General features: G+C 42.9%; 10 protein-coding genes. 8 read left to right on the plus strand and 2 right to left on the minus strand.

Features of this window, described 5'->3' with window-relative positions; genetic code table 11:
• Positions 1–10: 10 nt before the first annotated feature.
• A complete protein-coding gene (locus PAUR_RS17395; protein WP_192509009.1) occupies positions 11–589 on the minus strand; it encodes a hypothetical protein in 579 nt (192 codons plus the stop codon).
• 405 nt (positions 590–994) lie between these two features.
• Here PAUR_RS17395 and PAUR_RS17400 point away from each other — a divergent pair, with 405 nt between their 5' ends.
• Positions 995–3025, plus strand: a complete 2031-nt coding sequence (locus tag PAUR_RS17400) for a methyl-accepting chemotaxis protein (protein WP_192509010.1) — start codon at positions 995–997, stop codon at positions 3023–3025.
• Between the two features lie 112 nt (positions 3026–3137).
• Positions 3138–4508 (plus strand): oxygen-independent coproporphyrinogen III oxidase, encoded by a 1371-nt coding sequence (gene hemN / locus PAUR_RS17405; RefSeq protein ID WP_192509011.1) that lies wholly within the window; start codon positions 3138–3140, stop codon positions 4506–4508.
• Between the two features lie 64 nt (positions 4509–4572).
• Here the strand turns inward: hemN and PAUR_RS17410 are convergent, their stop codons facing one another.
• Positions 4573–6198, minus strand: coding sequence for a cyclic peptide export ABC transporter (locus tag PAUR_RS17410; RefSeq protein WP_192509012.1), 1626 nt, complete (start codon positions 6196–6198; stop codon positions 4573–4575).
• Positions 6199–6321: 123 nt separating this feature from the next.
• Between PAUR_RS17410 and fhuF the strand changes: the two genes are divergently transcribed.
• The 6 genes from fhuF (at position 6322) to dhbA (ending at position 12945) form a co-directional block, all read left to right on the plus strand.
• Positions 6322–7047, plus strand: a complete 726-nt coding sequence (gene fhuF / locus PAUR_RS17415; RefSeq protein WP_192509013.1) for a siderophore-iron reductase FhuF — start codon at positions 6322–6324, stop codon at positions 7045–7047.
• Between the two features lie 104 nt (positions 7048–7151).
• The gene (locus PAUR_RS17420) at positions 7152–8372 is read left to right on the plus strand and encodes an isochorismate synthase (RefSeq protein ID WP_192509014.1); all 1221 of its coding nucleotides are present in this window, start codon (positions 7152–7154) and stop codon (positions 8370–8372) included.
• On the plus strand, positions 8369–9976 hold the full coding sequence (locus PAUR_RS17425; protein WP_192509015.1) for a (2,3-dihydroxybenzoyl)adenylate synthase: 1608 nt from the start codon (positions 8369–8371) through the stop codon (positions 9974–9976). The genes PAUR_RS17420 and PAUR_RS17425 overlap by 4 nt, the downstream gene beginning before the upstream one ends.
• A 14-nt stretch (positions 9977–9990) precedes the next feature.
• Positions 9991–10857 (plus strand): isochorismatase family protein, encoded by an 867-nt coding sequence (locus tag PAUR_RS17430; protein ID WP_192509016.1) that lies wholly within the window; start codon positions 9991–9993, stop codon positions 10855–10857.
• Positions 10857–12194 (plus strand): condensation domain-containing protein, encoded by a 1338-nt coding sequence (locus tag PAUR_RS17435; protein ID WP_192509017.1) that lies wholly within the window; start codon positions 10857–10859, stop codon positions 12192–12194. Before PAUR_RS17430 ends, PAUR_RS17435 begins: the two co-directional genes overlap by 1 nt.
• Positions 12181–12945: a 2,3-dihydro-2,3-dihydroxybenzoate dehydrogenase gene (gene dhbA / locus PAUR_RS17440; RefSeq protein ID WP_192509018.1), complete on the plus strand. Its 765-nt coding sequence runs from the start codon at positions 12181–12183 to the stop codon at positions 12943–12945. Before PAUR_RS17435 ends, dhbA begins: the two co-directional genes overlap by 14 nt.
• Positions 12946–12998 lie beyond the last annotated feature (53 nt).

Here is a 12998-nt window from a genome sequence, read left to right on the forward strand (position 1 = left end):
TTGTGTAATGTCAGTGTACACATTCCACAGCTCTTACTGCTTTTTCTAGCCGACACTCAGACTGGGTTAGCTCTTGTGTATCTATAATTGGTGTTCTACATCTATTATAGTTTTCCCACGTGACACTGCCGCCAACCCCATTATTCCCAATCCCTATATTACCTTCAACAGTTGTAGAGTTTGGTTGACTGCCACAGCTGTTTTTAATCGTATTTTTCGCTGTTTTAATAGCTGTAAAGTCGCATGATTGATATAGAGCTTCAGCAACAGCCAAACACCTCTTCTCCTCCTCAGCCTTTTTCTGCTCCGGTGTTGGCTCATTCGTACCTGGCGAGCCACCGCCACCGCCGCCACCTCCACCAGTATTACTAGAGCCGCCACCGTTACCAACGCCAATCACTGGGGTTGCCCCACCACTACCACCACTACCACCTCCACCACTTCGCTCTGAAGTACATTGCTCCTGCATGATTCCACCTGGGCCAGGTATCATTTTACACGTCATTTCAGCATGAGTGTATGTTGACGCACAGCATAGTAGTGCGGCGACAGCGAGTTTAACATCGCTATTCAGGGTTCTTTTTTTCATTATTTTATTATTAATCCTTTTGAATGATGATTCTCTATTGATGTTGTTAACTCCTTGAGCTTCAATCTGTTCCATGATTTGTACTCATTTTAACAACACGAAAAGTATATTGTATACAATTTAAATCTTCAACCTTAAAAAGGAACAAACTTCGCTGTCGTCATGGATGGTGGTGGAAATAGTCAAAAAGTGACTCTCGATTCTGTGGTTTAATACCTAATTGTCATTTGAAAGCGGGTAAGCTCTTTATTTCACTGTAAATAATGCAATAAACAGTTACAACTGTGAACAAATACTGACAAAACGTGTCCCTATATTGTTCGTCATCCATGCCTAAAAAGTGGTAAAGCAACCTCAGTTATGCTTTGATTAAGGTTTGCTCAACCCTAATAAAAAGAATATGTCATGCTTAAGAATTTATCTTTGAGGAAGAAGATCCTCTTACTGATTGGCGGCACCATTTCCATTTTACTTGTCATCGCCTCTAGTTATTTTGTTAATCATATTGCCTCTTTGTCACGGGATAGCATCCAGCGAGAAGCACAAAGCTATCTTTATTCTGAAAAGCTCTCAATGGAAGGCTTCTTTGCACAATATGGCAAACTGGTGAGCACTTTTGCCAACAGCACCCACTTGGTCAATTTTTTCAGTGACTATAACCAACGAGAAAGCGCTCTTGATAACCAACTAGGCTATCAAGAAGTCAACCAAGATTTTGTCAATCTGACCGAGAACGATGAAAATGTCCTGTCTACATTCTTTGCCTCTGCCATTACCGGAGAGTATTTCAAGGAAAATGAACGGACATCGCGTTTTGCTGATGGCCGAGAATACTATGCTTATAAACGCGGGTGGTGGCCAGAGGCCATGAAAAAAGGCGGCTTACATGTGAGCCCAGTGTCGGTTGATGCCAATACGGGGGATGTTTCTGCGGTTATCAAAGAGCCCATCTATAATGCAGAGCGCACCCTCATTGGTATCGCAGGTATCGACTTGCAAATGAACAAGGTCAATGATTTAGTTGAAGATATTCGCTTCAATAATCAAGGTTATGGATTCTTATTAGACAGTGACTTAAAAGTTGTTCATTTATCGGCGCAAACCAGTCATAAGCTCTCTATTACAGATGAAGGCCCCAAAGGAAAAGAAGGCTTAGATGGATTAGAGACACAATTTAACGATACATCAGGCTTCCAAGCACTTAACCGTGCAATCAAAAGTACGCAAGCGGGCACCGCCTACGTGACCTTAAAAGGCCGGCAGTATTACGTTATTTTCAATAGCGTCAAACTCGACAGTCCCATTCTCGATTGGCATGTGGGCATTATGATCCCTGTTAGTTTAATCGAAGAGCCAGTAGAAGCAGCCGTTATGACCACCATCATTGCGGTGCTTGTGATCATTTCAATTATAATTTTAATGATTTTGTGGGCAACGCAGTTAATCACCAAGCCAATAGAAACACTGGCTGAAACCATGAGAGAAATAGCCTCTGGGGATGGTGACCTCACTCGTCGCATCGATATTCACAGTAAAGATGAAGTGGGCCAGCTGGCGGAACACATGAATACCTTTATTGATAAGTTGCGTGCCATGATGCTAGATACGGCTGCGCAGGCATCCCAACTGGGTAATGCCTCTGAACAACTCAGCGCGGTATCTTCAAGTACCAACAATGAAATACAACAAGAAAAAGAGCAAGTGGATAGTGTGAGTGCAGCAGTGACCGAAATGGCCGCCACGGTCACTGAGATATCGCGTAATGCCCAAGAAACCAATCAAGCTGCTGAGCTTGTCCAACGTATAACCACCGATGGCACCACCCGCTCAACCCGTGCTCAAGCCGACATGACTGAGCTGGCGGGTCATATTGGAGAAGCCGCCAAAGTGGTGGCCGGATTAGAGCAAGAAACCAGTAATATAGGTGCCGTGATTGATGTTATCAATAGTATTGCAGAACAAACTAACTTACTGGCATTAAATGCCGCGATTGAAGCCGCTCGGGCCGGCGAACAAGGCCGTGGTTTTGCTGTTGTTGCTGACGAAGTCCGCTCTTTAGCCAGTCGCACCCAAGAGTCAACGGACGACATCCAAAAAATGATTTCACGGTTACAGCAAATTGCGCAACAAGCTTCTACCATGATGCAACAAGGCCAAGAACAAGCTGAAGGCTCGGTATCACAAACTCAAGGTGTACTTGACTCACTGCGTGATATTACCAGCTCGGTAACGACGGTACAGGAACAAAGCCACCAGATTGCCACCTCAACAGAGCAACAAACCGTCGTTGCTGAGGATATCAATAGCAGTTTAAGTGCCATCAATGATTTGGTAAACAGTACCGCTCATCACGCACATACCTTAGCCGATGAAGCGAAAGATCTGAATGATTTAGCCCGAGCACTTAATAGTACGGTCAACCAATTTAAGCTCTAATGAAAATGACCAACACGTGCCGAACATTGGCATGTGTTGGTTTGCGATAGATCAAAGCCTCCACCTACATTCCCTTTTACACTACCCTCTTCTAGTAAGAGTGAGTGCCGTCGTGATAAATTTACCTACATGGGATGATTCCCTGATCAAAAAATACAATGTCTCTGGTCCAAGATATACGTCCTACCCCACCGCATTGTCGCTGCAAACAGGCTATCAACAAGCCAATCTTGAGTCTGCCATTACGCAATCGAACAACCGGTCTTTGTCCTTATATATTCATATTCCATTTTGTCATCAGCTCTGTTATTACTGCGGCTGTAATAAAATAGTGACCCGCCATCAATCTAAGGCTGACCTTTATCTCGATAAGCTGGAACAAGAAGTCCACGCTCAATCAAACCTGTTTAAACAGTACACCATAGAGCAACTTCATCTTGGCGGAGGCACACCCACCTTTTTAGATGAGGCGCAAATGACCCGACTCATTGCCCTACTTGAGCATCACTTTACCTTTGCAGCAAACGCACAACGCAGTATTGAAATCGACCCGCGTTCATTGGCTGACACCATGCTTTGTACTTTAAAGTCGCTGAGCTTCAACCGGGTCTCATTCGGTATTCAAGACTTTAATGACCAAGTCCAAGCCGCTGTCAACCGCCCTCAAGATGTTGATAAAGTCATAGCCTTAGTACGCCAAGCGCGTGCGCTGGGGTTTAAATCAATTAATGCAGACATGATTTATGGTTTACCACACCAAACTCCTGACAGCTTTGCGCAGAGCATAGAACAACTCATTGCACTTAACCCTGATAGGGTCTCTGTGTTTAATTATGCGCATTTACCAGAACGATTTGCTGCACAGCGCAAACTCAAAGAGGAAGATATGCCAACGCCTCAGCAAAAGCTGCAAATATTCAAAAATACCCTGTCACAAATGACCCAAGCCGGTTATCAATTTATTGGCATGGACCATTTTGCTAAAAAAGATGACGCGCTGGCGATTGCACAACGCCAAGGCAAGCTGCATCGCAATTTTCAAGGATATACAACGCATGGATCGTGCGATCTACTAGGGCTGGGCGTATCCTCTATTTCTCAAATAGGGCATGCGATTTTGCAAAACCATAAAGAACTAAAAGCGTATTATCACGCGGTCTCTGATACAGGCAGTGCAATAACGAAAGGCATGCAATTAAACCACGACGATACACTCAGAGCTGATGTGATAAAACAGCTTATTTGCCACTTTGAGCTGAACATCAATACCATAGAAAGTCGTTACAACATTCATTTCCCAGACTATTTCTCTAATGAACTACTCGCTCTACAGCCACTTGTTGATGATGGCTTGGTACAACTGTCTAACACACACATCACCATTACCAGCAAAGGCAATTTATTCATTCGTATTATTTGTATGTGTTTTGATGCCTATTTACAGAAGCAATTACAACAAACCCGCTTTTCACGGGTCATCTAAGCAATTGGTGCATTAAAAAAGCCCACTGGACTCAGTGGGCTTTTACTTAATGTGCACACATTAACTAAGCAATACTTTGTTGCTCTTTGACCACTGCAACTTCACTTAAGTGGCCATTTTCCATTCGTAATAATCTATCTGCCATATGGAAGTACTTATCATCATGGGTGATCACTAAAACGGTTTTTCCTCTGGCTGTCAGTTCTGGCAATAACTCCGTATAGAATACATCTTTAAATAACGGGTCTTGGTCAGCGGCCCATTCATCAAATAAGTAAAATGCACGATCTTCCAAATAAGCCACTACCAAAGCCAAACGTTTTCTTTGCCCTTGCGAAAGCGCTCGTGTGGTGAATGCGCCATCTTTAATGGCCACTTTATGATGCAAATTCAGTTTTTTGATCAGCGCGTTGCCTTTGTCTTCTAATGCTTGATTGGCAACACCCAACAAACGGTCAAACAAATAAAAGTCGGTAAATACCGTGCTAAATAGTTGACGATAGTTATCTAAACTTGGCGCTTCTATAATAGTGTTATCAACAACAATATGGCCATCGTTAGCAGCATACAAGCCACTAAATACTTTCGCAAAAGTGGTTTTTCCGCTGCCATTGCCACCCACTAAGTAAATCAACTCACCGGCATTAATCGTCAAATTAATCGGCGAAAGCGCAAAGACTTCATCACTTTGTTCATGATAATAGCTATGGCTCAAATCTTTAATATGCAGCTGAGTGAAACTGTCTATTTGCTGATGCGAATTTTGTTCTATTTGTTCAAGGTCATCTTGAAACTCCGCAATGGTCTTCGCCGATGCTTTGGCTTCAAAAGCACGTGGAATCGCTTCCAGCATCACCTCCAATGGCGTTAGCATATACAAAAATAACAACGCAAACCCAGACATTATCTTGCCACTATCTGAGTCAACGCCTGACAAGTAATAAAGTGTCCCGCCAATGAAAGCAAAAATACTGAACCCGCCCCACGAAGCGGCTAAATGATAAATACTCGCGCCTGCTACTCTGCGCGTTTTCAGTTTTTCAATGGCTTGGTCCAATACATCACTCAAAAATACCTGTCGTTTACTCTGGTTCAATTTAAGCTCTTTTGCGCCTTCAACAATCGCATCAAAGTGCACGAAGAGTTCATCCTGCAACTTTGCTGCTTCTGAAACCTTCTTATACGCTTTGGCATTTGCCAGACTGTAACCTGCAGAGCCCAAAAATAAAGTTAATAAGGCGAATAAAAATACCTGCCAATCTAGCCAAGCCATATATCCCAGGCTGCCCAGCACAATCATTGCATTCGTAAGTATGTTAGGTAAATTTTTAAAGAAGGTAGCTACTTTTAAACTATGTTCCGTGAGACATGATTTAATTTTAGCGCCACCTTGCCTTTCCATGCTCTCTAATTTAGCGGAAATAACCAGCTCTGCCACCTGGCTTCTTATCACTGCCTGACTTTGTTCACTCAATTGCTCAGAAATAAGTTTAGAAAGTAATTGTAAGCACACCCCTGATATCGCCAAAATAGCAAAATAAATAAACTTTTGATCTAGCTGATCACTTTCACTATTAATGATCTCATTAATCAATGCGACAAGTGACACACTGATCAAACCAAACAGCACACTGCTGGTTGCGGTAGCGAGAAAACGCCAACGCGTTTTTTTTATTAAATGCCCTAACACAATTAACCCTAACTTAGTTCAATTAGATACAAGACGAGGATCCAGTAAAAAAATTCAGGGCCAATTCGTCTTTGTCGTAGAAAGTTCACTTATCCACTTAAACTAAAGGCCCAATACCGTCATATGCTGCCCATTCTATCCCCTTATTTAAGCGGTCCTTTTGCCAACTATGGTAAAGGGGTCGGCTTACACACTGAACATACCTCGCTCACACTGAATGACCAGATGAAAAATGGCATGTTACGTCATGAAATTAGTGCTTTTGCGCAGCGTAAAGGAGTGGGGAAATCAAGAAGCCAAGCCTCGGTTTGGCATATGCATTACACTTTGCAAATACTCCCCAGTATTATTGTCGCGCAGAGTGTTTTACAGCAATCTCTGCCTTTATCGTTAAAAGATGTCCTTTGGCACACAAAATTACAGCAACTACAGCTGCCAAATCAGGGCATAAATTTATCTGGAGGCCCAACAGAAATTCGATATTACGACCTTATTTTCAAGCATCTAGAACCATTGCATACATGGTTAAACCAGCAATTTGGGATCTCAAGCAAAGTACTTTGGAGTAATTGTACTTTCAGGATCAACCAGTTTTTACATGCTATCGAGCACGCACTTGGTCATTCCGAACATTTAAAAAACGAAAGACGCATATTGCTGAACGAATGCCATATAAACGACCAAACTAACCCGCTGTATAGTAAACCCATTATGCTCACAGACTCTCTCAACACCTATCGGATCCGTGATCACTGTTGCCTATTACATGATGTACCGAATAAATCTCACTGCAGTGACTGCCCTAAATTGCCAAAACATATTGCCCATTACAGTGCAAATCGTGTGTAAGAGACTAAATCTTTTGTAATGACCCTCGTCTTGAAAAAATAATATTTGCGTCAGATGACCACGGTTAATCTGCGCACAGCTGTACCATCACGACAAGGTGACTTATGTATATGAAGCATGCTTTTGAAATGCCAGAACCCAGTAAAGCATTAAACTTTCAGAGTAATCGAGATTGTTTATTTATGTCTGGTGAACGATGTATCGTCACTCACGGTATTAAGAAACGCTTCTCTTCTTCTATTACACAAACAACACAGTTGGTCACTCGGGTACAGTCTGAACTGGCCAATCAACCTGATGAAGCTATCGCGTTTGGTGTGCTGCCTTTTTGCAAAACCCAACAAGCACACTTTATCATCCCAAGTAAAACCACATATTGGGAAAAACCAGCTATCAGTAGTTGGCTCAATGCCGAGCTAAGTACACTCACCAAGCAGCCGAACCCTTTACAGTCTGTCGAATATCTACAAGGTCAAACACAATTTGAATCATCTGTGAATGCTGCAAAAAAACTCTTTGATGCCCAACTTCTTGAGAAAATTGTATTGAGTAAACAGGTTGATATGACCTTTGAAAATACCATTCAAAAAGAGCGGGTGCTGTGTCAATTATTACAGCAAAGCCGCAGTGGCTATCACTTCTCTTTTCCTGTTACTGATAGTGCAACTTTAATGGGCGTCAGCCCTGAATTATTACTGGCAAAACACCACCAACATATAATGACTAACCCGTTAGCCGGCTCTATCCCTAGAGCATCTACAGAAGAATTAGAAGCGGCAAATAAACAGGCGCTATTTAACTCAGGAAAAGATCGATTTGAGCATGCTGTTGTCATTGAAGACATGGAAAAAGTACTTGCGCCATTTTGTACAACTTTAGAGGTACCTGCGCAACCTTCTTTACTTAGTACGGCCACTATGTGGCATTTATCCACTGAGTTAAAAGGCACCCTTAAAAATGCACAGACCCATATCTTAGAGATTGCAAATCAATTACACCCTTCTCCTGCGTTATGTGGAAAACCAACTAATCCAGCCTACCAGCATATTCAATCTTTAGAGAAACATAGTCGAGCTTTGTTCTCAGGCATTATTGGCTGGTGTGACAAACACGGTAACGGTGAGTGGGTTGTGGTAATTCGATGTGGTCAACTTGAGCACAATCAAGCAAGGCTATTTGCAGGTGCTGGTATTGTTGCAGCGTCAGATCCAACATTGGAATGGCAAGAAACAAACGCAAAATTAAAAACGATGCTGAATGCATTGGGTTTAACTTTAGATGACATTCAACAACTTTCGAACCCTATAGAAAAGGCTGAATTATGAGCATTGAATATACGCCTTGGCCGGCCGACTTAGCAAAACTATACCGTGAACAAGGGTATTGGCAAGACAAGCCATTAACCAGCTTATTAAGTGAACAACTGACAAACAATAGCAACGGTATTGCGCTTGCGGATGGAAAACGCTCAATTAGCTATCTACAACTGTCGCAATACAGTGATAACTTAGCCGCTAATTTGGCGTTAAAAGGGCTGAAAAAATATGATACCGCGTTAATTCAATTACCTAATTGTATTGAATTCTACATTAGCTATTTTGCGCTGCTCAAGTTAGGTGTCGCACCGGTTTGCGCCTTATTTAACCACAAAAAAACAGAATTGCAAAGCTACTGTGAAATTTTACAGCCCAAGCTCATCATTGCCTCATCGATGCATGATCTGTTCGCTGATGAACAATTCAGCAACGAATTATTCAATCGCTTCAACTGCCTAAATACATTAATAGTTGACCACCACAAAGGGAACAGTGAATTAAAACAAGGCTACTTATCAGCGCAACCCTTCGAAGCACCGCCGCTAAACCCTGAAGACGTCGCATTTTTTCAACTAAGTGGTGGGAGTACAGGGACTCCAAAATTGATCCCACGCACACATAATGACTATTTATATAGCGTGGTTGCCAGTGCCGATATTTGTCAGCTAACGGGAGAAACTCGGTATTTATGTGCATTACCAGCTCCCCATAATTTCCCGTTAAGTTCCCCCGGCGCACTTGGGGTTTTTCATGCCGGCGGAAGTGTTGTATTGGCATCAGACCCCAGTCCAACAACGTGCTTTGCACTCATTGAGCATTATCAAATTACTCACACAGCTTTAGTACCGCCAGCACTGCAATTGTGGCTGAGTCATGCGCCTCACGCAGCGTATGATTTAAGCAGTTTACAGCTGATTCAAGTCGGTGGTGCAAAACTCAGCATGACAGTTGCAGAGCAAGTTAAGCCTATTTTAGACTGTGAATTACAACAAGTTTTCGGTATGGCTGAGGGCCTTGTAAATTACACTCGACACGATGACGACAGATGGTCTGTGATCAACACACAGGGCAAGCCAATTAGCCCCCATGATGAGATAAAAATTGTCGACGAAGCGGGCAATGAAGTTCCGCCTAATACTGTAGGTAGGCTCCTAACCCGTGGTCCTTATACGTTTAGGGGGTACTATAAATCTCCCGTACACAATGCCGACGCCTTCGATGAGACTGGTTTCTACAGTTCGGGGGATCTCGTTAAACAGCTCCCTTCTGGGCATTTAATTGTTGAAGGTAGAGATAAAGATCAAATCAACCGAGGCGGAGAAAAAATTGCCGCTGAGGAAGTAGAGAACTTACTGTTGGGGCACAATGACATTGCCCACGTTGCTATTGTGTCTATGCCAGATAGTACCTTAGGTGAGAAAAGCTGTGCATTCATTGTTATTCAAGACGCAGCGACAACCAAACTAACCGCATTAATATTACGTAAATATTTACGCCAGCTTGGCATCGCCGATTTCAAGGTGCCTGATAAGTTTCAATTCGTTGCAGCATTACCACTGACTGCTGTCGGTAAAGTCGATAAAAAAGCACTCCGTGCTACATTTGAGCAATAATAAAAAGATAAATTATGAGTATTCCAAAGCTAAGTCACTACCCACTACCACGCACAGCACAACTGCCAGAAAATCGTGTTGATTGGCAAATAGAACCAGAACGTGCTGCATTGTTAATTCATGACATGCAAAATTACTTCATTGGCTTTTATGGTGATAACAACCCGCTTATTGACGCGGTTGTTGCCAATATACAAGCACTCAAAAGCCATTGTTATGAAAACAACATTCCAGTTTACTATACTGCCCAACCAATTAAGCAGGGATTTAACGAGCGTGGACTACTGCGTGATATGTGGGGCGATGGTTTACAAGACCCAGCCCAGCAACCTGTGATGGATGCGCTACAACCTACCGAGAAAGACATTGTATTGACCAAATGGCGCTATAGTGCCTTTCAAAAATGTGATTTTGAAACCCGCTTGAGCGATTCTGGTCGAGATCAATTACTCATTGTCGGGATTTATGCGCATATTGGCGTGATGACAACCGCTGTTGATGCGTTCATGCGAGACATACAACCATTTGTCATCGGTGATGCTGTTGCTGATTTTAGCTATGACGAGCATACAATGGCGTTAAACTTTGTTGCAAAGCGCTGCGGTAAAGTGATAAACACAGCCGAAGTTTTAGGCAGCGAGAGCCTCGACATAACCACTTTAGAAGGTTTAAAAGCACATATTATCCCGCTCATAGATTGTGAACCTGAGGAGTTTGATGAATTTGAAAGTCTCATCGATTATGGACTAGATTCGGTGCAAGTCATGAATTTAATTGCATTATGGCAACAGCAAGGTATTGAAACTAACTTCATCGAACTGGCACAGATCCCGACTCTATCAGCTTGGGTTGAATTACTAGAAGAGCGAAAGGACGACTAATGACGCACCATATAGCAGATTCTCTGCCATTGAGTGCGTCTCAGCACGCGATGTGGTTATTACACACCATCAGCGGTCGAGGTGAGTTATTCAATGTTGCTGAATGCTTGGCATTTCAAGGAAAAGTTGCAGCCTCGGTGCTGCAACAAGCATTCGATCATGTCTGGCTCGCAAGTAATACATTAAGCTGCTACTTTCCACATGATGATGCTTATACACCCCAGCTTCAACCGACTGACAATACCCCGGCGATTGAATTTATTCAGCTCGACTGCGATATAGACGATGTCGCTCAGTACGCTCAGCAGTTTATGGCTCCTAAATTAGGTCAATCATTCGACTTATCCGCGCAGCCATTGATGCAGTTATATTTACTCCGTGGCACGTCACAAGATTACTTGATGATTTTGGCCCACCACTTATTACTTGATGGTTATGGTTTTGGTTTATTTAGCCAAGCATTAAATCGTACCTACAATGCGCTTATGAAAGGTAAACCCTTACCAAATTTGCGCTTTTCCAATCAACAAACATTACTACAAGCCCAACAAGAAACATCATACCTTACGGCCCAAGCCGCCGCGGGGGTGACTTTGAATCGATGGTTAGATGACATAGACGTTATACATAGTTTTAGCGACAGCAAAGCCGATGTAAGCATGGCGAATACGCGTTTAACCGAACAGTTCTCTCGCACCCAATGGCACACGATCCAATCAGCCGCTGCGCAAGTAAGTGCAAGTAGTTCTGAGGTATTACTCGCTGCGATTGCGGCGTCGTTAGTGGCAAAAACGAAACACTATCATGTCACTTTAGGGTTGATCATGATGAATCGCCAATCGATGGCTGAGCTGTCGACCCCTTGTGTGCAAAGTAATGTGCTGCCGCTGCCACTACAACTGTGTGAGAATATGACCTTGCAAGATCTCACTGTTTTGATCAACCAACAAATTAGGGCATTAAAAAACCTACAAAGCTACCGTGTTGAATCATTAAAACGTGACAGACAAAAACAAGGAAAGTCACTCACCGTATTTGGCCCAACGATTAACCTACTGCCCTTTTCAAGTAACCCTAAATATGCCGGCGTCGAAACACACAGCCATATTTTAAGTGCAGGGACCACAGACGATATTATGCTGCAAATTCATTTGTTGGGTGATACGCCCGCCAAAATAGATTTTGATGTGAATCAAGCAAGGTATCTGCCTGAGCAAGTACATACAATACAATCACATGTCTTCTTTGCTGCAACCTACTGGGCTGATCATCCTCTGATATCACTGAATCAACTAATTCATGAATTAGAGCAAGGAGCACACCATGTCGCTAGATAAGCAGCTTAAAGCTGAATATCAAGACAAAATTGTGTGGATCACCGGCGTCGGGCAAGGTATTGGCCTTAGCACCGCAAAACAGTTTTCAGCTCTGGGCGCGAAAGTGATTGGCTTTGACAAACATTTCAGTGACGCATCAGTATTATACAAAAGTGTTCAATGCGATTTATCCAACTTACTCGAACTTGAGCAGATATTAGCAGAACTTATATCGTCTGGTTTGGCACCGTATAACTTAATCAATGTCGCAGGAGTTTTAGAATACGACTCCATCGATGCCTTAACCACTGAGCAGTGGTTACATTGTCATACCGTTAATTGCAGTGCAGTGTTTCTGTTCATTCAGGCGTGCTACAACAATTTCAAACAAAATAAAGCCGGTAGCATTGTTACTGTGGGTTCCAATGCAGCACAAACGCCGCGACAAAAGATGGCCGCTTATTGTGCGTCAAAAGCAGCCGTAACCCAACTAACATTAACCGCAGGGTTAGAACTTGCAAATTATGGTATCCGCTGTAATGTTATTGCCCCAGGATCTACATTAACCCCGATGCAAACCGGTATGTGGCAAGATGATAGCGGAGCTCAGAATGTCATTGATGGATTTGCTAAAGAGTACAAGTTAGGGATCCCTTTACAAAAAATAGCTACCCCAGATGAAATGGCACACAGTATTGTCTTTATTGCCTCAAACTTATCTTCACATACCACAATGCAAGTCATCGCCATTGATGGTGGCGCAACTTTTTAAACACTATAAGCATACTCAAGGAGGCCGTAGCCTCCTTATCTTTTAACTCATAA

Origin of the sequence: Pseudoalteromonas aurantia 208, assembly GCF_014858725.1 — a bacterium.
Taxonomy (GTDB): domain Bacteria; phylum Pseudomonadota; class Gammaproteobacteria; order Enterobacterales; family Alteromonadaceae; genus Pseudoalteromonas; species Pseudoalteromonas aurantia.